A 19,592-nucleotide genomic window follows, 5' to 3' on the forward strand; every position below is an offset into this window, starting at 1 on the left:
GAAAATATATATCGTTGGCAGAAGAAATTATTTAGACCAATTATCAAAAACTTCATTGATGACTTTATTCTCGATAAAAATCATCTGCTACCACAGAGAATCTATAAATGATAGTGCGTAAGTCCTAATTTGTTTCCATTTACGTGCCATGCTCGGAATAATTTGTGCTTTTGCATCCGTAATACCGAGTGGCTGTAAGAAATAACTGTTTTGATCGACATAGCGATGTTTCGCTCGATCATGTCCTTGCTGCTCCGTAGGAATTTTCCCTAAGGCTGGCTGCTTTTTGCTGATGCTTAGCATCGCTTTCTTTTTATTTTTTTTGAGCTGAATTTCTTCATCCAAGGTCATCAGGTTGGCTTGCTTACAACAACTCAATAAACTTTCGACTTGTTGATATGCGGATGCGATTGGATAGTTTTTGGTGATGTCTTGGGTTTTGTAACGATATAAACAGCTGAGAAATGACTCACCTTGCAGCGAAATGACTCGCAAGGTCATTTTTTCTAATTGGTCTAATTCACCTTTATACTGACTCAAGATCATGCGATCAAAACGCTGTGTTTCAATGGCTTGCTGAAAGGCTGCTAAAAATTGCTGCTCTTGCGTAGAGGGAGAAGCCAAAGATGACATAATATAAACCTAGATAAATTTGCAAAACAATTTTAAATCTTCTTACACCAAAAGCAAAATTGAATTACTATACATATGTATATTTAAATTATTATAAAAGATACGTTATGAATGCTCCCCATCTTTTAGCTTATGACCCAGCTGAAGAAAGACTGAATTTCTATACCCATGCTTTCGGTGCGGCTTTGTCTGCCATCGCAGGTATCCTACTGATTTTAAAAGGCTCGTACCTTCCAACTGGACAATGGCTTGCACTTTGGGTGTATGCATTCAGTATGCTGTTATTGTTTTCAGCATCGAGTCTATATCACTTCGCAGAGTCTCCTGAGCGCCGTGGTTGGTACAAAAAACTCGACCATACTGCAATCTATTATCTAATTGCAGGTACTTACACCCCGTTTCTGGCAATCGCACTGCCTACCGCAAAAGCGCATTATTTACTCATTGCACTGTGGGTGATTACCGCAATTGGGACACTATTCAAATTAATTTTCATTCATCGTTTTCAAAAGATTTCGTTGATTGCCTATTTGGTGATGGGATGGCTTGCAGTACTGGTAATGGATGATATGCAACGCTTTTTATCTGATCAAGCTTTAACCTACCTGATCATTGGCGGGCTATCTTATACAATCGGTGCATTGTTTTATGCCTTAAAAAAGGTAAGATATACACACGCTATCTGGCATATTTTTGTATTGATAGGTGCAGGATCACATTTCCTGTCGATTTATCTCTACGTGATATAACCCGCTGACACTGCATTCTTTAGTGACCCTAATTCCGCAGTCCGTAAGTTGGTATTTCGTATTTTTTTAAGAAATTACGCCTTTTTTAAAAAGATTACGCTTTTAAAACTAAGTTCAATTATTTTTAGTAAGTGTAAGGTCCACCATGGCGTCTTCAAGTGCTGCTGCCACTGAACAGCAACCAACAAATTCAAAATTCCGCGTACTTACAGCAAGTCTTGTAGGTACCACAATCGAGTTCTTCGATTTCTACATCTATGCAACTGCGGCTGTAATTATCTTCCCGCATCTGTTCTTCCCTGCAAGTACAGATCCAACAACCGCAACGATTCAATCTCTAGCGACGTTTGCGATTGCCTTTATTGCTCGCCCGATTGGTGCAACATTCTTTGGCCATTTAGGTGACCGTATCGGTCGTAAAGCCACATTAGTTGCCGCTCTCCTCACCATGGGGATTTCTACAGTATGTATCGGCTTGCTTCCAACCTATGCTCAAATTGGTATCGCTGCTCCGCTCATGCTTGCACTTTGTCGCTTAGGTCAAGGTCTTGGTTTAGGTGGTGAATGGTCAGGTGCCGTGCTGCTTGCAACTGAAAATGCGCCAGAAGGCAAACGTGCTTGGTATGGTATGTTCCCTCAATTGGGCGCGCCAATCGGCTTTATTCTTGCAACAGGCTCATTCTTGACCTTAGGTCACTTCATGTCTGAAGCTGAGTTTATGCAATGGGGTTGGCGTATTCCATTCATTGCAAGTGCGCTATTGGTTATCGTCGGTCTGTGGATTCGTTTAAAATTACATGAAACACCAGCGTTCCAAAAAGTATTGGATAAGCAAAAAGAAGTAAATATTCCGTTCAAAGAAGTGATCACTAAGCACTGGGGGATGTTAATTCTCGGTACGATTGCTGCGATTTGTACATTCGTTGTGTTCTACTTAACCACAGTATTCGCTTTACAATGGGGTACAACCCAGCTTGGTTACACACGTGAAGAATTTTTAAAACTTCAACTGGTTGCCACACTTTGTTTCGCTGCCTTCATTCCACTTTCTGCTGTATTTGCTGAAAAATTTGGTCGTAAAACGACTTCGATTGCGGTATGTGTTGTATCTGCATTGTTTGGCTTAGTCTTCTCAAGCATGCTTGAGTCTGGCAGTACTGCGATGGTGTTCTTATTCCTATGTATCGGTCTTGCGATCATGGGTTTAACCTATGGTCCAATTGGTACGGTATTGTCTGAAATCTTCCCAACGTCTGTACGTTACACAGGTTCAGCTTTAACCTTTAACATGGCTGGTATTTTTGGTGCATCTTTCGCGCCATTGATCGCAACTAAACTTGCAACTGGCTATGGTTTATATGCAGTAGGTTACTACCTAACTGCGGCATCAATCCTTTCATTGATCGCGTTCTTAATGATTCGCGAAACTAAAAATGATGATGTGAATAATCAGGTTTAATCTGCACATAATAAAAAAGCCAGCACCTATTGCTGGCTTTTTTATGTCTCAAATTGAGTCAATGACCTAATTAGCTACTCTATAGTTGACATCATTTCGATTTTATTCATGAATGCAGCTTAGATCCAACTGAGCAATACACATCATCTGTTCCAATACACGGTCATTCACTTAATTTCAAACAGCAAATGAATGGCACGATTCAATTTTATTAACCAAACAAGGCCTGTAGCTCTACATCAAGAAGAACAGTCACCAAACCGTTTAGCGATAATGAACGGTAGTTTTTGATTAAACCAACTCGATAATATCAATGGTCGGTGGCACAAGAAAACGAAAAGGCACCCCAACCATGCCCGTACCAACAGTGACAAAGACATCTGCATTGTCATGCTGATATAGCCCTTTTTTATGACCTAAAATCGACACTTTTTTCATTACATAATCGGTCAACCATGGCAATTCCACTTGTCCACCATGTGTATGACCCGACAACATCAATGGTCGTCCTGGCAGTTTAGGTACCATATCAACGGTATCTGGATTATGCGACAAAATGATCCAAGGTTTATCTTGTGGCAATTCTGGCAAATAGCGCATATCGGCTTTACCAGCCCATAAGTCCCCAACGCCTAATAAGCGAAACTCATTAAATTCCACCACTTGCCCTTCGATATCCACCACATGATTACTTTCTAATGCATGTTTTAATAACGCTTGAATAGGCGGGCCGGGATATTGCTCATCATGATTACCATTCACCGAATAAATCGGCGCAATAATATTTTTCAGTACAGCCAGTTCTTCAGCCAACTTATTTTCAGGCTCATAAGTCCAATCCCCTGCAACCACGACCAAATCAGGATTTTGTGCATTGATTTTATCGACGATCATTTTTAACTGACGTTCATGACCCGAAAATAAACCAATATGTAAATCACCAATTAAGGCAATGCGTACAGGCTTTAATAATTGTCGTGTTTCATGCAATTGATATTGGCATTTTTTCACCTGAATCATGTGCGGCTCGATAAATCGGGCATAGCACAAAAGCCCCGTAACAGCACCGACAAAAATCGCTTCATGTAGTGAATAATAGCCACTCCAGCCTGCATAAAAGCTAAAGAAGAACAAAGGGATAAGTAAATACGAAAGATAAAATGCCAACAAATGTACGAAGGCTTTAAACGGATGAATCGTTTCCGTGCGTGACTGACTTAACCAAGCTTGGGAAATTGCCCAAACGCCCAGCACAGCCAACCCGATATAAAAATACATCACTACGGAATCTAATTCCCACATACATTTGCTCTACAATTTGCCTAACGAGGAAACTCGGTCACTATATTTATCTTTTCACAGCTGACACTTATACTCAAATCAAATTTTTTAGTATGTCTAACAGTATGAACTCAGCTACACCGAAACAGCAAAATTTGCCCTTCATACACAACCGCACTAAGGCGGTTTTGCTGAGTTGTAGCCTTGTTTTGACTTTATCTGCATGTAGTACCTTGCCTAAACAGCACACTCAACCTGTGGAATATGCCTTTAATACTCCTACAGACGATACTAGCCTTGCCAAAATTGTGTTGCCGCTACGGGAACAAAATCCTAACTTAACCGGTTACCACGTTCTTTATGACCCATTAGAAGCCTTAGCGGCTCGAATCGAGCTAATCAATAAAGCCGAAAAAAGTTTAGATCTACAATACTATATTTGGGATAACGACAAAATTGGTGCTTTGGCCCTACATGCCATGATCAAAGCTGCAGATCGTGGGGTGAAAATTCGTTTATTGGTCGATGACAACAATGCCAAAAAAATGGAAGGCATTTATATGGCACTCGACCAACATGCCAATATTGATGTCAAACTGTATAATCCCTACCGCTTCCGACATTTCCGCCCTGTCGATATGGTGCTGGATCTAAAACGCATCAACCGCCGTATGCACAACAAAAGCTTTATTGCAGACAATCAAATTGCTCTGATTGGTGGTCGCAATATGAGTAACCAATACTATAACGTCAGTGATAACTATCAATTTTCCGATGTTGACGTCATGCTGGTCGGTGCGGCATCCGATGAAATCATTCATTCTTTTGACGAATATTGGAATGATGACTATGCCTTTCCAGTACGCCAATTGGTTAATCCACGCCACTATTGCTTGCGCTTTGACAGTCTCAAACAACAACTCGATGACTATAACCAAGAAGCCACTGTGGTCAATTATTTGGACTTAGCCAATCGTTCACATGCCTTTGATGACTGGCTCAACAATAAAATCCAATTTGACTGGGTCAAAGCCGAAGTCGTCAAAGACTCCCCGAGCAAAATCAAATCAAAGGCTAAAAAAGAAGAGCATCTCAACTTTCAGCTGCTCAACCGTTTAGATAAACCGGAACAAAGTGTCGATATCGTTTCAGCCTACTTTGTCCCAGAAAAAAAAGGGGCTGAACGCCTAAAAAACCTTCGTGCAGATGGCGTAAAAATCAGAGTCTTGACCAACTCATTCCAGGCCAATGACGTGCCATTGGTTCATGCTTTTTATAGCAAATATCGTCAAGACCTCTTGGAACACGATGTTCAACTCTATGAGTTTCTCTCTAGACCTGATGCAGAAAACCTCAACACCAATACCAAAGAGTTGGCGGAAAAATCTAAAGTGAGTCTAAAAGGTTTAAGCCGTTCAAGCCTGCATGCCAAACTGATGGCAATTGATGAAAAACAAGTCTTTATCGGCTCATTTAACTTTGACCCTCGCTCAGCATATTTAAATACTGAAATTGGGGTATTACTGAATAGCCCACGCTTAGCCAAAGCAGTCCACTACACCATGGATGAAAATTTGAGTAAATATGCCTATAAGTTAGTGCTCAATGCAGACCAACAGATCAATTGGAAAATTAAGCTGTCAAATGGTCAAACGCGTATTTATCCACGTGAACCGAAAATCAAGTGGTGGCAAAAAGCAGGGGTGAAATTTATCTCTTGGTTGCCGCTCGAAGGCTTTATGTAAGGATTGTGCTGCAAAGGCATCCCCCTTGCAGCATGTATCACTAATTCATTAAGCTTCAACTGGAACTGGCGCTTTAAGGACTTTGGCTTGAAGTTCTGCCAATCCCTGATTCATTTTTTGCTGCACTTCTTGTGTCAGACTGTCAACAGTATGACCTGCCGAATCAATTGCGGGCAATGTCATCAGATGCGCAGTGACTTTCGGCATTTCTAAGACATTTTTGACATGTCGATCAAAGCTAATGTCTCCGACATAGGGCGCAATATTGTCCAGTTCACCGTCCTGATTCACATAGCAAATTAAGCAAATTTGGACTGGACGCTCAGCTTCAATCGCTGCACCTAAAATACGACCATGAATTTTTTTAATTTTGCTGCCATCCGAAGTCGTGGCTTCTGGGAAAAAGAGTACCGGCGTATCTTGTTTTAAGAAGCCCGTAATTTGTTCTTTAATTTTAATCGAGTCGCCAGAGCCACGCTTAATAAATAACGTGCCACCGCCTTTCGCCAAATTACCGAATACTGGCCATTTTTCAATTTCAGCTTTAGCCAAAAAGAAAACACGTGCACCTGAACCCAAAACTGCAACGTCTAACCATGAAATATGATTACTTACCCAAAGGGCGGGTTGACGTGGAATTTCACCATGTACTTTGACTTCAAGATTAAATACTTTGCATAACTTGCGACAAAAATACTGCACATAGCGGGTATTTTGCGGGTTATTCGGGTCTTTATACAATTGATGACGATAAACCAAATAAAAACCCTGCGTCACAGCAACGGCTGCTGCACCGACTTTTTTACAATACAAATAAAATTTTGAAAACACATTAATTTGCGGTGTATTGACGATTTGAGGTTGATTCATAAACGGTTCACTAAAATGACACGGTGCCACAATTTGGCGTAAATTTTCATCATCATATACCGAAGACAGTTTTTTTGCATTGATCATAAAAACCGAAGTCGAAGATAATATTTTTCCATTTTAATCGTTTTTAAAAATCAAATATCATTTTTATATCGATTTTAAAGGTTATGCATTATGAATCACTCACATTCAGATACCCCTCCTATTTCTTCATGGCAAGCTTTAAAAGCCATTGCTGGTTTTTCACTGATATATATGAGTGTGCTTTTTTTACTGGCACTGAGCTTTCACAGCTTTCTCTAATTGAATAGTACAACATACAGCAACTTAGCCATTAATCCCTCACTTAGATTAACCCTCGCACTCCATTTTCGCCTAAAATGAATCTTTAAACAGGAGTGTGTGCTGAGTGGAAAATTTAAATCAACATCAAGCGAGCGGTGAACGCGTAATTTTAGTCAGCGTAGCAGTACAAATGCTCGCAGACCTTGATGCCGAAGAATTTCACTTACTAGCTCAATCTGCAGGTGCCAATATTCTGCAGCATGTGCATGCTCAGCGTATTAAGCCTGATGCCAAATTATTTATTGGCTCAGGGAAGGCGGAAGAAATTGCAGAAGTGGTTGCAGAGCATGAAGTAGAATTGGTCATCTTTGACCATGCCCTCACCCCTGCCCAAGCACGTAATCTTGAACGCATCATGCGATGTCGTGTGGTCGATCGTACAGAATTAATCTTAGATATTTTTGCTCAACGCGCACGCACCTATGAAGGTAAATTGCAAGTTGAGTTGGCCCAATTACAACATATGGCTTCACGACTGATTCGTAGTCGCGGTAATCTCGATAGCCAAAAAGGCGGGATTGGCTTACGTGGACCGGGTGAAACCCTGCTTGAAACCGACCGTCGTCTACTCAAGCTCCGTATGGGACAACTCAAAGCGAAACTTGAGAAAGTCCGCCAAACACGTATGCAAGGCCGTGTGGCACGTCAAAAAGCCGCAGTTCCGACCGTGTCATTGGTCGGTTATACCAATGCGGGTAAATCGACCTTATTTAATAATTTAGCGAAAAGCGATGTCTATGCAGCAGACCAACTGTTTGCGACACTTGATCCGACCCTACGCCGTCTACATTGGGATGGTATCGGCAACTTAGTGCTCGCCGATACTGTAGGGTTTGTGCGTAATTTATCGCACTCATTAGTCGAGTCGTTTAAAGCCACCTTAGAAGAAACCTTGGAGGCGACCTTATTGTTACATGTCATTGACTCCAGCAGTCCTGACATGATGGAACAAATCGAGGCTGTCGAAAAAGTACTGAAAGAAATTGGTGTCGATGTTCCGATTCTGCGCGTTTATAACAAAATTGATGTCAGTGGTGAAGATCCTAAAATCATCTATGGCAAGCCTCATCAGCCGGAACGTGTTTATGTCTCAGCGCATAGTGGTAAAGGTCTACCCTTATTACGCCAAGCGGTTCAAGAATGCTTAATGGGTCAAATTCAAAGCTTTGAAGTTCATCTAAAACCGGCTTATGGTAAATTAAGAACACAACTGTATGCGCTCAATGTGATCCAAAATGAAAGTTATGATGAACAAGGCAACTTGATTTTGCATGTCATCATTGCCCCACATAAGTTAGAACAACTGATTAAACAGGCGCATTTACCCATTGATGAAATTTTGGGAACACGTGCGCAACAATTCCAACATCCTCTTGAAGAATTTGAAATTAAAGATTAAATCGGTTAAAACTTGATTTGTATAATTTTAACGAAAGACAAAAATGGACTGGATCAAGCGCATCGACTGGAAAGCCTGGATAGGCACTCTTGCATTAATTATTCTTTTCCGTGAAGGTGCGGTCTGGGTCATGAAGCAATTCAGTCACCCAGAATTAGGTAATCTCGTCGGACTGATTAGCTTGCTGATCGTGCTTTCATTTTGGAGAAAATTCAACAAAATTCCAGCCAGTTTGGTCGATACCAATAATAAAATCATGAAAGAAAGTGCCTTTGCCTTCTTACCCATTAGTGCAGGCTCATTGCTGATGATGATGCATTTAGGTGATGAAATTCCAATGTTTTTGATTGTTCTCTTTGTCAGCACCCTCATACCGCTGTGGGTCTACGCAAAAATGTCTAAGAAATGGCTATAAGGAGAATCAACATGCTTTCAATCATCTCTGGATTCATCATTACCCTGATCGCCTATCTTGTAGCAAAACCCATTAATAAAAAATTACCGCAAATCCCCGTGATTGTGATTGGGATGTTTTTCGTCATTGGTATGCTCTATCTTTTTGGCATTTCCTATGAAAGTTATATGGCACAGGTCAATCCACTGTTCAATAACTTACTCGGCTATGTCACAGTGGCCTTGGCCATTCCTTTAGCAGCAATGCGCTACGATGACTTGCCATTAAAAGCCGTGGGCGGGATTTTAGTCTTTGCCAGTATCAGTGCCGTTGCCCTCCCTATGGGGCTGGCTTATTTATTGCATTTGTCAGATCCAACCATTATGGCTTTTGCTACACGGGCAGTGACCACCCCAATTGCCATCAACATTGCGACGCTGCTGCATTCCCCGATTCCTTTGGTGATTTTGATTGTGATTTTATCAGGGGTGATTGGCGCAGCATTTTCACCCATCATACTCAAAAATATTCATGATGAACGTGCATCAGGACTCGCCTTAGGACTTGCTGCACATGCGATTGGCACAGCTCAAGCTTGGCAGCGCGGCAGCATTGCTGGGCGCTATGCAGCATTTGGCATGGCGGTAAATGCAGTCTTCACAGCAATCTGGTTGCCAACTTTCATACTCTATCTACAAAATATGTGACTGAGCAATCACTTTTAAATGATTGTTTTGTATAAAAAATAAACTTAATATAAATTCAAGGGTACGCCACAACACATTGAACGATGTGCTGTGGATGTTACATTTTTGGTAAAGTCACTTTTGTGCAACATGTCAACTTTCCCGAATAAAATGTAAATATTTAGGCTTAGAGTAGTTGCTCTAAGTCCAAATATTACCTAGTATGATCAATAAACCCTCACAAAGTGTATTGATAAAGGATTATTAATATGATCGAAAAAAGTTTGAAATGGGCTGCATTATTTGGTGCTGTAGTCACAAGCTCTGCACTCTATGCTCAAGATCTTACAGGGACTTGGCAACAAATTGACGATAAAACCGGTTCGCCTAAAGCACTGATCGAAATTCGAAAAGATGCCAAAGACACCTATACCGGCAAAATTGTGAAAGTGACGCCACGTCCGGGTTATACACCAAAGGAAAAATGTGTGAATTGCCCTGCACCTTATACCAACCAGCCTATTTTAGGGATGGATGTATTTAAGGGGCTGAAACTTGAAAGTGAAAATACCTACTCTCAAGGAAAAATTATTGATCCTTTAGCAGGCAAAATTTACAGCTTAAAAGGCAAAATTTCTGCCAATGGTAAGCGCTTACATTTACGTGGATATCTGGGGATTTCCGCAATTGGTCGTACACAGACATGGATTCGCGCTGAATAAATTTTAAATTTATTCAGTAAATTGATTTGATATAGGTGAACCACCTACAGGGAATATCTGATGAAAAAATTAAAAGTGAGCCTCTTATTCTTAGCTGCTGTAATGAGTGGTTCAGCTTTTGCTCAAGACCTTTCAGGGACTTGGCAACAAATTGATGATAAAACAGGTTCACAAAAAGCCATTATTGAAATCCGTAAAGAAAGTAATGGCACATTCGTGGGTAAAATCATCAAAGTGACGCCGCGTCCGGGCTATACACCGCGCGACACCTGCGTAAATTGCCCTGCACCTTATAAAAACAAACCGATTTTAGGCCTTGATGTGTTAACTGGTTTAAAACATGTTGAAGGGACCAATAACTACGACAAAGGCCGTATTATCGACCCACTTTCTGGCAAAATTTACGACACAAAAGTTCGCTTAAATGCCAGTGGCAAACGTCTCACGCTACGTGGCTATATGGGTGTATCAGCACTCGGTCGTAGCCAAACTTGGATTCGCCAAGAATAAGTTCAATGTTATAAAAACCGCCGCCATGGCGGTTTTTTTATGCCTAAGATATTCAAATTATTTTAAAAAATTAAGTTGACTATTCTCGTAAACTTTCTAACATACGTGCTCATAAATCACGCTTCTAGGGGAAAAGCGATTATGTTAAAAAAATATTATTCAGCCTATGCACATTCGGTTTGATGAATGGTGCATTTGCAAATGACATTGCTGGCACGTGGCAACAAATTGACGATAAAACAGGAGCGGCCAAAGCGATTATTTCGATTCACAAAGAATCCAATAATACCTATACCGGTAAAATTATTAAAATTACACCACGTCCTGGCTATACACCGCAAAAAAACTGTAATAAGTGCCCAGCACCTTATACCAACCAACCGATTCTCGGCATGGAAATTGTTAAAGGTTTAAAGCAAATTAATAATACAAATAATTATGAAAAAGGTCGTATTATCGACCCTCTTTCTGGCAAGGTTTATGATGCTAAAGTGCGCTTAAACAGCACAGGAAAACGTATTTCGATCCGTGCAAGTATTGGCGTTTCAGTCTTGGGCCGTAACCAAACTTGGATTCGTTTAGACTAATCCTCACACCAATAAAAAAGCCGCACGAATGCGGCTTTTTTATTTTTAAATACTTACATTACAGGATTATCGACCGCAAACATGCACTGATCTTCTAAACGATAGGCCATCAACTGATTGCCCCAAACACATCCGCCATCCACATTTTGGATTTTTGCTGAAATGCTTTTTCCTTGCAAAGCCGCCCAATGACCAAAAAGAATTTGATGGGTCTGCGCTGCTTGTGACTCAAACTCAAACCATGGTTGAAAACCCTTCGGCATAGGGTCATCGAGTGAGTCTTTAAAACTAAACTCTAAACGGCCTTCAGCATCGGTTAAGCGCATGCGGGTCAGATAGTTGGTAATACAGCGTAAGCGCGCATGACCCGACAAATCATCCGACCATAGGTTCGGCTCTTTACCGTACATCACTTGAAGAAACGCATCGACCACATCAAAGTCGTCATGACCAATCACCGCTTCCACTTCTTTTGCCAAATCAGCGGTTTGCTGCGCAGTCCAATTCAAAGGAATACCCGCATGAGTCAAAATGGTTTGCTCATTCGGAAATAGACACAGCGGCTGCTTGCGTAACCAATCAATCAAATCATCACTTTCTAAAGCGTGAATCACATCATCGATATTGTCTTTAGGATTGATATCCTTAATACCGCGAGCGCATGCCAGCAAAGTCAGATCATGATTGCCCAGTACCGTCGCCGCAACTTCACTATCCACTAATTTTTTGATGAACCGCAAAGCGCCTACCGAGTTTTCACCCCGTGCGACGAGATCACCGGCAAACCATATAAAATCTTGGTCTGCATCAAACTTAATCTCTTTCAGTAAAGCTTTTAATGCTTCAAAACAGCCTTGAACATCACCAATGACATAGTTATAGCGAATATTGCGAGTCATAATTATTTAAGCCACCATTTGATCTGCTAATGCGACAAATTCTGCAAGTGTTAGGGTTTCTGGACGCGCCATTGGATCAACCCCTGCATTTTCAAAACCATCTTCAACCAACATGCCTTTTAAGCTGTTACGCAAGGTCTTGCGGCGCTGAGTAAAGACATGTGAAACTAAACGCGCAAGCGCTTTTTCATCTTTCGCCATAATCGGTTTAACGGCATAAGGCTCTAAACGGAATACCGCAGAGGTGACTTTTGGCGGCGGATTAAATGAGCCCGGTGGCACTTCAAATAAAAACGTCGGTTTGCAGAAATATTGAATCATCACCGATAAACGACCATATTCTTTAGTATTCGGTGAAGCGGTAATACGGTCCACGACTTCTTTTTGCAGCATGAAGTGCATGTCTTTGACTTTGTCGCCAAACTCCAAGAGATGAAACAGCAGCGGAGTCGAGATGTTATACGGCAAGTTGCCAACCACGCGCAGAGGACGGCCTTCGGCAAACAGCTCGGTAAAGTCATATTTCAGCGCGTCGGTTTCAACAATGGTCAAGCGCTCAGGATGCGGCACACGGCCCGGCAAACCTGCAGCTAAGTCACGGTCCAGCTCAACCACAGTTAGAGCATCACATTCACCAATTAAAGGCGATGTAAGCGCGGCAAGACCGGGACCAATTTCGACAATATTGTCACCAGTACGCGGATTTACCGAACGTACAATTTTGGCAATAACACGTTGATCATGTAAGAAATTCTGTCCAAACCGCTTACGCGTGTGATGCCCTTCATCTTTTGGGTTTAGGGCATTAATTTGATACATAAAATTCTCCGCATAGGTTTATTACAACGATTACTGACTTGATTCAAATTCACTCAAGCGAGCAAAAATTTCTTCGGACTTGGCCACATTATCCCGAGCCGCGTTAATTACACTGAGCAATGGCTCTCTTTGTTTCAACAAAGCCATTGTTTCAGATTTCATCATTTCTTCAGTTTCAGCCTGAATGGAGAGCAAACTTTCACGCATTTCAGCATTGTTTACGCGCTCTACACCGAGTTCGGGATTACCATTCAGTTGAGCCTTCAAAAAAATATTGAAAGTTTCAAAATCTGCTAAAAAGTCATCTAAATCGTCTGGATGAATAGAATTCACATCAGTTAAATTCAGCAAAGAATCCAACAGCCGTCCCGCAATAAAGACTTGATTTTTAGCAATAATCGCTTGCATTGCTGAATTGTTTGCTCTAGCCATCATATCAGCCAGAAGGTTATATTCAGCTTGAATACCTGGAATGGTTTCACTTACAAGAATTTGATATTCATATAGCGCATTCAGGCTATTTTGATGCTGTACAAGCAGATCAATATTAGCATTGATTGCCTGCCCATCTTGAAGCATTTTATCAGCACCGCCACGATTCGCATATTTTTTATGCATCGCGGTCAGCGCTTGATTAAATTTTTGCTGATTATGTTTAAAGCCATCCACGGCAGCCGGTGATGCAAAACGTATAAATCCTTCCGTCTGTTTTGGAATTTGCAGCGATAATACTTTTAAGTCACAAGAATGATGATCTGTAGCGAGCGTTGAACATGCTGACAGCATCAACGCTAACGCAATCCCAAAAAATGGGCGAATGATCGATTTCGCCCTAAGCATCTTGTTATTTTCCTGTTTTATTTTTGATAATTTTTTACTATTATTCATATAAAATTCAAACCTTTATTATTAAGTTTCGTTATTTTTCGCACGTGCTAATTCTAAAGCTAAATCGACCGCCACCTGTAAACTCGAACTTTTAGCAAGACCAGTTCCAGTCAGTGACAGTGCTGTGCCGTGATCCACTGAAGTCCGAATAAACGGTAAGCCCAAAGTGATATTGATGGCTTCGCCAAAGCCCTGCGACTTTAACACAGGCAAGCCCTGATCGTGATACATCGCCAAAACCGCATCGGCATCTTTTAAATTTTCAGGGGTAAATAAGGTATCAGCAGGTAAGCTCAGGCTCATATTCACCCCTTGAGCGCGATAACGCTCTAGCACCGGATTGATCACTTCAATCTCCTCCATGCCCAAATAGCCATCTTCACCCGCATGCGGATTTAAACCGCAGACTAAAATATGCGGATGATCTTTTTTAAATTGGGTTTTTAAATCATGAATTACAATATCAATGACTTGATGCAAACGTTCTTGAGTAATGGCATCCGCAACATCACGAAGCGGTAAATGTGTTGTTGCCAATGCGACACGGAGCGTTTTGGTCGCAAGCATCATCACGACACGATCAACGCCTGCAAATTCTTGATAAAACTCCGTATGTCCGCTGAAATGGATACCGGCATCATTAATAATCGACTTTTGCACAGGTGCAGTTGCAACACCTACACTTTTGCCAGACATCGCATAATCTGCAGAACGACGTAATTGTTCCAACACATAGGCTGCATTATTCACATCTAACTGACCTGCGATGACAGGTTTAGTCACAGGCACATGTTCTACATAAAGCTGACCTAGAGCTGCCGACTCCTCCTGCCCAACATAGTCGATCAGTTCAACTTCGAGCTTTAATTGTTGAGCGCGCTTGAGCAGCAAATCTTTATCAATAAGAACCACAATTGGCCTTTCATCTATTCGATTGGCTAAGCTCAAACAAATATCAGGTCCGATACCTGCGGGTTCACCGCTCGTGATATATAAAGGCAGCATGGGTTTATCCTGTGTGTGCAATAACATTATTATACTGTGTGATGCACATGACAGACCTAATTTTATTGACTAAAAATACCTGACAAAACTCAAAAATAAGCGCGTTGTACGACATTGTATGGAATGAAATCGAAAGCAAAACCTAAAATGTCAATGATCCAAATCAATGCAAATAAGAATCATAATGCCGCGCTGAACGACTGACACATGCTGCGGGTACTTCGTTATCAACCAAAAAGACATAACGCTCACAAGCAATAATCCAATCAACAGATAAACCAATAAATAACTAAGGAAAAATAAAGTGAGCATCATCAACAAAACGATGATCGCACCATCCGCCCCATGCAAATATACCAAATACAAAAAAGTTGGGCTTAAAATCAAGGTGCTACATAAGCCCATTAAATACCACCAATGTCGCAAAATAAGGGTTCAGATGTGTTTTTTAACAGATTAGAATTCGACATGATTTACTTTCATCCGCTTTTTTTATAATTTCTGGATTATCTACTGTTTATTGCTGAAGAAATATACTACAATACAGCGCTTGAAATTTTATATTTTCATTTGTGATTCTTCACGTATTCGTATAGAATCGCGTCTCCTTTTGTTTGGACAGCTTCCATAGTCCAAACCAACTATAATAGGTAGTGGTTTAATGAAAACTCTCAGCGCTAAGCCAGCTGAAGTTCAACACGACTGGTACGTTGTTGATGCTTCTGGCAAAACTTTAGGTCGCCTTGCGACTGAAATCGCTCGTCGTTTACGCGGTAAGCACAAAACTTCTTATACTCCTCACGTTGACACTGGTGACTACATCGTTGTTATCAATGCTGAGCAAGTTCAAGTGACTGGTAAAAAATCACTTGATAAGAAATATTATCGCCACACTGGTTTCCCTGGTGGTATTCGTGAAACTAATTTCGAAAAATTAGTTGCTCACAAACCAGAAGAAATCTTCGAACGTGCTGTAAAAGGCATGTTGCCAAAAGGTCCTCTTGGTTATGCAATGATCAAGAAAATGAAAGTGTACGCTGGTACTGAGCATCCACATACTGCTCAACAGCCACAAGTTTTGGACATCTAAGGGATACAGCACATGGCTACTAACTATGGTACAGGTCGCCGTAAGACCGCAACTGCACGTGTTTTCCTATCAGCTGGTACTGGTAAACTCGTAATCAACAACCGTTCTTTAGAACAATATTTCGGTCGTGAAACTGCTCGTATGGTTGTTAACCAACCACTTGAGCTTTTAGAAGCTACTGAGAAATATGACCTTTACATCACTGTTGCTGGTGGTGGTATCGGTGGTCAAGCAGGCGCTATCCGTCACGGTATTACTCGTGCATTGATCGCTTCTGACGAAACTCTTAAACCTGCTCTTCGTCAAGCTGGTTTCGTTACTCGTGATGCTCGTGAAGTTGAACGTAAGAAACTTGGTTTACGTAAAGCTCGTAAACGTCCTCAATTCTCTAAACGTTAATTCGTTTACCGAATCGGACAAAAAACCTTGGCTTATGCCAAGGTTTTTTTATATCTTGATTTTTATGAAGATGATGCAAATAGAATAACGATCCGATAAACAAAAAGACTAAAACTCGCAATTAAGCATATAACCGACAATATTAGTGTAATTGTACAGATGGTCATTTTGCTTTTTTGTTCTAGGATATCATCCTCTGCTCCATAATCAGAGGCATAACCTCCAGCGAGTGCCGTATAAAAGCCAATGCCCATAAAAATAACTGCAGCAAAAAATAATATTTTTTGTACAAGTGCAATGGTCATCATGCGGTGACGATCAGGTAAATGAATGACATGAAAAGCTATCAGATAAAATCAAATAAAACAAAACTGTAATTTTCACTGTAGCTGCATTGATATTGCTAAAGTCTCCGTGATTTTACTGTCTAATTTTAGTATCCTATCTTATTCATTTCTCATCGTCTCGGATTATGTCAGTCGAAAATGCACCTCTCCAAGGAATTACGCTTTACAGTCATGCGGATGACTTTCGCTCACACTGGATACGCTATGTACTTGCAGAGAAGCAAATCAAACATAATTTAATTATTGCTGATGATGAAGACGAAGATCTTGCGAGTTTAAATCCCTACAATCAACTTCCGATGATGATTGAAAATGGCCTAAAACTCTATAACAGCAGTATTATTGCCGAATATTTAGATGACCGTTATCGTCAAAATAAACTGTATGCAGATGCACCTATGCCTCGTGCAGAGCAACGTCAATATGTATGGCGCTTCGAACAAGATTGGTTAAGACTTGCCGATATTATGCTTCGCCATCCCGATACCCTCGATGAAAAAGCCAAGCAAAAAGCACAAAAACAATTACGTGATACACTCATTTCACTAACCCCCTTGTTTCAGCATTATCCTTATTTTATGTCTGAACAATTTAGCATGTTAGACTGTATGCTCGCGCCTATATTTCTGCGCCTAAAAGCCATGGGTATTGAGCTTCCCAAACAGCAATGCCGCCCTATATTTCTCTATTGCCAACGCATCTTTAGCCGTCCAGCATTTATCAAATCAATGACATTGCAGGAAAAAAATCGCTATAGCGAGCTTTTAGTAAAAAATTAATTTTCCATAAATATTCGAGTAAGCATTATGTCTGAACAGGAACTACAACTCACTCCAACACGTCCATACTTAACACGGGCACTTTATGAATGGATTTGTGAAAACCAACTTACCCCCTACCTACTTGTCGATGCGACACAGAATGGTACGATGGTGCCAGTTCAATATATTCAAGATGGCCAAATTGTCCTGAATATCGCACCTCATGCAACGCATGCGCTACACATGAGTAATGAGACGATTACTTTCTCTGCACGCTTTGGTGGCGTTTCGCAAAACCTCTATATCCCCTTTTCTGCTGTTCTAGGCATCTATGCACGTGAAAATGGTCAAGGCATGTTCTTCGATCCTCAAGAATATGAAGGTATTCAGAATGATCAAAATGCTTTAAAATCAAACGACCAAGAACAACAAGAGCAACCGAAGAAAAAACCGGGTTTAAGGTTGCTCGATTAAAGAATAAGGAAGCGAATAATGGCTTTTGATTTAGTACAATATTTTGTCGAACAAATAGAATCTCAAAAGCCTACGCTTTTAAGTCATTTAAATCGTGAAGAAAAACGACAACATTTACGTGAAATTAATGCTTTAACCTTAGGTGAATTGATTCATCAGCTACGCATTAATGGTGAAAAGGTTTATCAAGAAATTACTCAGCCTGATGAACTCTATATTCAGGAAGTTTCACGTCATCTCACCACCAACCCTTCAAATGCATCAACATTAGAACGCTCTGAACTCGAAAACCTAACTACAGAAGTTTTTCATTTACAATTAAATGAATTAAAACAACTTCATGATACAGGCTCACATTCACCGCAAAGTATTCGAGAATTACTCAACGGACAAATTGAACATCTTTCTGGTCAAGCGGATGATTGGGTTTGGTCAACAAACAACCTAACAGAGCTCCTTGGTTCTAAACCAAATCTTCAAGAAGAGATATCATTAGAGGCATCAATGAAGGAGTTCAATCAAATGGTTAATCAACAACATACACAAGAAGACGTAACAACTGAAGTACAAGTACCGACTTGGTCAAAAATTGTAGAGCCAGTAGTTGCAGTGGTGATTCTATGGATTTTGGCATCTGCAGCATGTAATATTTTTGCTTAATTGACTTCATTTCTCTAAATCTATGACCTGCTTTTTAAGCAGGTTTTTTTTAATCGAATATTTAGGATATTGATATTTTAAATATAAAATTTACCCGATAAAAGTAGCCAAATAATGATCCCAGGCAGTATCGTGGACAACCTATCCCTCTAAATTCTTAAAATATTTCTGCTCAAAGGCTTCTGGGCTTAACCAACCATTTGCAGAGTGCCTTCTCACTCGATTGTAGTAAATCTCAATATAGTCAAACAAGACAACATTGGCTTCTTTTCGGGTCAAAAATACACTGCCATGTACCACATGACCTTTAAATGTGTGAAAGAAGCTTTCTGTTACTGCATTATCCCATGAGCAATATACTGCGCAAGGCCTCGTCTAGACATGCTTTGGATGCAGTTATTCATCTAGACATGCTTTGGATGCAGTTATTCATCAATAATAGCGCTCTAAAATCACGACTACAGTGCTGTGAGCCTTGGTCAGAATGGACCATGATATTCGTTGGATACCCGCCCACAATTCAAATTATGCAGTCATTGGCTTATGTTAGCTTGGATGATTTCAGAAGAACGAACCATTCATGAAATTTTAAATAAACCCTTTTATCATCCAACTTTAGAAGAAGGGTTAAGAACTGCATTAAAGCATGCACGACGTCAGTTAAGATAATTTTATCGTTTTAGGTCGATTTATAGCGTTGGATTTCCAACGCTTTATTTTCGCCCCCTTTTATCTTTTTTCCACGCATAAAAAAACACCCCCTGAGATATCAGGGGGTGTTTCGAATAATGAGCTGGCGATGACTTACTCTCACATGGGTAACCCCACACTACCATCAGCGCTAAGAGGTTTCACTTCTGAGTTCGG

21 protein-coding genes and 4 pseudogenes are annotated in these 19,592 nt (G+C 40.6%); 16 read left to right on the forward strand and 9 right to left on the reverse strand.

What is annotated here, in order from left to right; translation table 11 throughout:
• A pseudogene (locus FTT98_RS14830) lies at nt 1-111 on the forward strand (IS701 family transposase); the annotation flags it as partial.
• Here the strand turns inward: FTT98_RS14830 and FTT98_RS14835 are convergent.
• Nucleotides 94-633 (reverse strand): annotated as a pseudogene (locus tag FTT98_RS14835) (methyltransferase); the annotation flags it as partial. The pseudogenes FTT98_RS14830 and FTT98_RS14835 sit on opposite strands and share 18 nt — an antisense overlap.
• Nucleotides 634-740: 107 nt before the next feature.
• On the opposite strand from FTT98_RS14835, the gene FTT98_RS14840 reads away from it, so the two are divergent.
• Nucleotides 741-1,382 (forward strand): hemolysin III family protein, encoded by a 642-nt coding sequence (locus FTT98_RS14840; RefSeq protein ID WP_180041735.1) that lies wholly within the window; start codon nt 741-743, stop codon nt 1,380-1,382.
• Between the two features lie 145 nt (nt 1,383-1,527).
• The gene (locus FTT98_RS14845; protein WP_078194265.1) at nt 1,528-2,841 is read left to right on the forward strand and encodes an MFS transporter; all 1,314 of its coding nucleotides are present in this window, start codon (nt 1,528-1,530) and stop codon (nt 2,839-2,841) included.
• A 291-nt stretch (nt 2,842-3,132) separates the two neighbouring features.
• Here the strand turns inward: FTT98_RS14845 and FTT98_RS14850 are convergent, their stop codons facing one another.
• Complete coding sequence (locus FTT98_RS14850; protein WP_180041733.1) at nt 3,133-4,143, reverse strand: metallophosphoesterase; 1,011 nt, start codon at nt 4,141-4,143, stop codon at nt 3,133-3,135.
• 104 nt (nt 4,144-4,247) lie between these two features.
• On the opposite strand from FTT98_RS14850, the gene FTT98_RS14855 reads away from it, so the two are divergent.
• Nucleotides 4,248-5,867, forward strand: coding sequence for a phospholipase D family protein (locus FTT98_RS14855; RefSeq protein ID WP_257220800.1), 1,620 nt, complete (start codon nt 4,248-4,250; stop codon nt 5,865-5,867).
• Between the two features lie 48 nt (nt 5,868-5,915).
• Here FTT98_RS14855 and FTT98_RS14860 read toward each other — a convergent pair whose 3' ends face one another.
• Nucleotides 5,916-6,737 (reverse strand): 1-acyl-sn-glycerol-3-phosphate acyltransferase, encoded by an 822-nt coding sequence (locus FTT98_RS14860; RefSeq protein WP_180041737.1) that lies wholly within the window; start codon nt 6,735-6,737, stop codon nt 5,916-5,918.
• Nucleotides 6,738-7,149: 412 nt separating this feature from the next.
• Here FTT98_RS14860 and hflX point away from each other — a divergent pair, with 412 nt between their 5' ends.
• The 6 genes from hflX (at nt 7,150) to FTT98_RS14890 (ending at nt 11,383) form a co-directional block, all read left to right on the forward strand.
• The gene (gene hflX / locus FTT98_RS14865) at nt 7,150-8,484 is read left to right on the forward strand and encodes a ribosome rescue GTPase HflX (protein WP_180041729.1); all 1,335 of its coding nucleotides are present in this window, start codon (nt 7,150-7,152) and stop codon (nt 8,482-8,484) included.
• A 43-nt stretch (nt 8,485-8,527) separates the two neighbouring features.
• Nucleotides 8,528-8,899: a hypothetical protein gene (locus tag FTT98_RS14870; protein ID WP_168379556.1), complete on the forward strand. Its 372-nt coding sequence runs from the start codon at nt 8,528-8,530 to the stop codon at nt 8,897-8,899.
• Between the two features lie 11 nt (nt 8,900-8,910).
• A complete protein-coding gene (locus tag FTT98_RS14875; RefSeq protein WP_078190106.1) occupies nt 8,911-9,585 on the forward strand; it encodes an LrgB family protein in 675 nt (224 codons plus the stop codon).
• Between the two features lie 248 nt (nt 9,586-9,833).
• On the forward strand, nt 9,834-10,286 hold the full coding sequence (locus FTT98_RS14880; protein WP_111884999.1) for a DUF2147 domain-containing protein: 453 nt from the start codon (nt 9,834-9,836) through the stop codon (nt 10,284-10,286).
• A 60-nt stretch (nt 10,287-10,346) separates the two neighbouring features.
• Nucleotides 10,347-10,796 carry a DUF2147 domain-containing protein gene (locus tag FTT98_RS14885; RefSeq protein ID WP_078190108.1) on the forward strand — a complete coding sequence of 150 codons (450 nt, stop codon included), beginning with the start codon at nt 10,347-10,349 and terminating at the stop codon, nt 10,794-10,796.
• A 182-nt stretch (nt 10,797-10,978) separates the two neighbouring features.
• On the forward strand, nt 10,979-11,383 hold the full coding sequence (locus tag FTT98_RS14890) for a DUF2147 domain-containing protein (protein ID WP_180177509.1): 405 nt from the start codon (nt 10,979-10,981) through the stop codon (nt 11,381-11,383).
• Nucleotides 11,384-11,436: 53 nt separating this feature from the next.
• Here FTT98_RS14890 and FTT98_RS14895 read toward each other — a convergent pair whose 3' ends face one another.
• From FTT98_RS14895 to pdxA, 4 genes are all read right to left on the reverse strand, one after another.
• The gene (locus FTT98_RS14895; protein ID WP_180041725.1) at nt 11,437-12,282 is read right to left on the reverse strand and encodes a symmetrical bis(5'-nucleosyl)-tetraphosphatase; all 846 of its coding nucleotides are present in this window, start codon (nt 12,280-12,282) and stop codon (nt 11,437-11,439) included.
• Nucleotides 12,283-12,288: 6 nt separating this feature from the next.
• Nucleotides 12,289-13,101 carry a 16S rRNA (adenine(1518)-N(6)/adenine(1519)-N(6))-dimethyltransferase RsmA gene (gene rsmA / locus FTT98_RS14900; RefSeq protein ID WP_180011634.1) on the reverse strand — a complete coding sequence of 271 codons (813 nt, stop codon included), beginning with the start codon at nt 13,099-13,101 and terminating at the stop codon, nt 12,289-12,291.
• Nucleotides 13,102-13,131: 30 nt separating this feature from the next.
• A complete protein-coding gene (locus FTT98_RS14905) occupies nt 13,132-13,941 on the reverse strand; it encodes a pilus assembly protein PilJ (protein WP_180041723.1) in 810 nt (269 codons plus the stop codon).
• A gap of 69 nt (nt 13,942-14,010) precedes the next feature.
• On the reverse strand, nt 14,011-14,994 hold the full coding sequence (pdxA, locus tag FTT98_RS14910; protein WP_180041722.1) for a 4-hydroxythreonine-4-phosphate dehydrogenase PdxA: 984 nt from the start codon (nt 14,992-14,994) through the stop codon (nt 14,011-14,013).
• Between the two features lie 661 nt (nt 14,995-15,655).
• On the opposite strand from pdxA, the gene rplM reads away from it, so the two are divergent.
• Together rplM and rpsI are read left to right on the forward strand one after the other, a co-directional pair.
• Nucleotides 15,656-16,084, forward strand: coding sequence for a 50S ribosomal protein L13 (rplM, locus tag FTT98_RS14915; RefSeq protein WP_004722943.1), 429 nt, complete (start codon nt 15,656-15,658; stop codon nt 16,082-16,084).
• A 12-nt stretch (nt 16,085-16,096) separates the two neighbouring features.
• A complete protein-coding gene (gene rpsI / locus FTT98_RS14920) occupies nt 16,097-16,483 on the forward strand; it encodes a 30S ribosomal protein S9 (RefSeq protein ID WP_078190115.1) in 387 nt (128 codons plus the stop codon).
• A 62-nt stretch (nt 16,484-16,545) separates the two neighbouring features.
• On the opposite strand, the gene FTT98_RS14925 is transcribed toward rpsI, so the two are convergent.
• A complete protein-coding gene (locus tag FTT98_RS14925) occupies nt 16,546-16,791 on the reverse strand; it encodes a hypothetical protein (protein ID WP_180041720.1) in 246 nt (81 codons plus the stop codon).
• A gap of 164 nt (nt 16,792-16,955) precedes the next feature.
• Between FTT98_RS14925 and FTT98_RS14930 the strand changes: the two genes are divergently transcribed.
• From FTT98_RS14930 to FTT98_RS14940, 3 genes are read left to right on the forward strand one after another with little or no spacing between them, the layout of a single operon-like run.
• Nucleotides 16,956-17,609, forward strand: coding sequence for a glutathione S-transferase N-terminal domain-containing protein (locus tag FTT98_RS14930; protein WP_180041718.1), 654 nt, complete (start codon nt 16,956-16,958; stop codon nt 17,607-17,609).
• Between the two features lie 27 nt (nt 17,610-17,636).
• Nucleotides 17,637-18,065: a ClpXP protease specificity-enhancing factor gene (locus FTT98_RS14935; RefSeq protein WP_180041717.1), complete on the forward strand. Its 429-nt coding sequence runs from the start codon at nt 17,637-17,639 to the stop codon at nt 18,063-18,065.
• 18 nt (nt 18,066-18,083) lie between these two features.
• Nucleotides 18,084-18,725, forward strand: a complete 642-nt coding sequence (locus FTT98_RS14940; protein ID WP_180041715.1) for a hypothetical protein — start codon at nt 18,084-18,086, stop codon at nt 18,723-18,725.
• Nucleotides 18,726-18,866: 141 nt separating this feature from the next.
• Here FTT98_RS14940 and FTT98_RS14945 read toward each other — a convergent pair.
• A pseudogene (locus FTT98_RS14945) lies at nt 18,867-19,236 on the reverse strand (IS3 family transposase); the annotation flags it as partial.
• A gap of 32 nt (nt 19,237-19,268) precedes the next feature.
• On the opposite strand from FTT98_RS14945, the pseudogene FTT98_RS18165 reads away from it, so the two are divergent.
• A pseudogene (locus tag FTT98_RS18165) lies at nt 19,269-19,394 on the forward strand (hypothetical protein); the annotation flags it as partial.
• Nucleotides 19,395-19,592: the final 198 nt, after the last annotated feature.

The organism is Acinetobacter sp. YH12039, from assembly GCF_013420015.1.
Classification (GTDB): domain Bacteria; phylum Pseudomonadota; class Gammaproteobacteria; order Pseudomonadales; family Moraxellaceae; genus Acinetobacter; species Acinetobacter amyesii.

Coding starts and splice junctions, on each gene's coding strand:
- FTT98_RS14855 (WP_257220800.1), top strand. CDS start 4,248: ATGAACTCAGCTACACCGAAACAGCAAAATTTGCCCTTCATACACAAC.
- FTT98_RS14905 (WP_180041723.1), bottom strand. CDS start 13,941: ATGCTTAGGGCGAAATCGATCATTCGCCCATTTTTTGGGATTGCGTTA.
- FTT98_RS14860 (WP_180041737.1), bottom strand. CDS start 6,737: ATGAATCAACCTCAAATCGTCAATACACCGCAAATTAATGTGTTTTCA.
- FTT98_RS14840 (WP_180041735.1), top strand. CDS start 741: ATGAATGCTCCCCATCTTTTAGCTTATGACCCAGCTGAAGAAAGACTG.
- FTT98_RS14845 (WP_078194265.1), top strand. CDS start 1,528: ATGGCGTCTTCAAGTGCTGCTGCCACTGAACAGCAACCAACAAATTCA.
- FTT98_RS14850 (WP_180041733.1), bottom strand. CDS start 4,143: ATGTGGGAATTAGATTCCGTAGTGATGTATTTTTATATCGGGTTGGCT.
- FTT98_RS14940 (WP_180041715.1), top strand. CDS start 18,084: ATGGCTTTTGATTTAGTACAATATTTTGTCGAACAAATAGAATCTCAA.
- rplM (WP_004722943.1), top strand. CDS start 15,656: ATGAAAACTCTCAGCGCTAAGCCAGCTGAAGTTCAACACGACTGGTAC.
- FTT98_RS14925 (WP_180041720.1), bottom strand. CDS start 16,791: ATGATGACCATTGCACTTGTACAAAAAATATTATTTTTTGCTGCAGTT.
- rsmA (WP_180011634.1), bottom strand. CDS start 13,101: ATGTATCAAATTAATGCCCTAAACCCAAAAGATGAAGGGCATCACACG.
- FTT98_RS14895 (WP_180041725.1), bottom strand. CDS start 12,282: ATGACTCGCAATATTCGCTATAACTATGTCATTGGTGATGTTCAAGGC.
- rpsI (WP_078190115.1), top strand. CDS start 16,097: ATGGCTACTAACTATGGTACAGGTCGCCGTAAGACCGCAACTGCACGT.
- FTT98_RS14885 (WP_078190108.1), top strand. CDS start 10,347: ATGAAAAAATTAAAAGTGAGCCTCTTATTCTTAGCTGCTGTAATGAGT.
- FTT98_RS14875 (WP_078190106.1), top strand. CDS start 8,911: ATGCTTTCAATCATCTCTGGATTCATCATTACCCTGATCGCCTATCTT.
- pdxA (WP_180041722.1), bottom strand. CDS start 14,994: ATGCTGCCTTTATATATCACGAGCGGTGAACCCGCAGGTATCGGACCT.
- FTT98_RS14880 (WP_111884999.1), top strand. CDS start 9,834: ATGATCGAAAAAAGTTTGAAATGGGCTGCATTATTTGGTGCTGTAGTC.
- FTT98_RS14890 (WP_180177509.1), top strand. CDS start 10,979: ATGAATGGTGCATTTGCAAATGACATTGCTGGCACGTGGCAACAAATT.
- FTT98_RS14870 (WP_168379556.1), top strand. CDS start 8,528: ATGGACTGGATCAAGCGCATCGACTGGAAAGCCTGGATAGGCACTCTT.
- FTT98_RS14935 (WP_180041717.1), top strand. CDS start 17,637: ATGTCTGAACAGGAACTACAACTCACTCCAACACGTCCATACTTAACA.
- FTT98_RS14930 (WP_180041718.1), top strand. CDS start 16,956: ATGTCAGTCGAAAATGCACCTCTCCAAGGAATTACGCTTTACAGTCAT.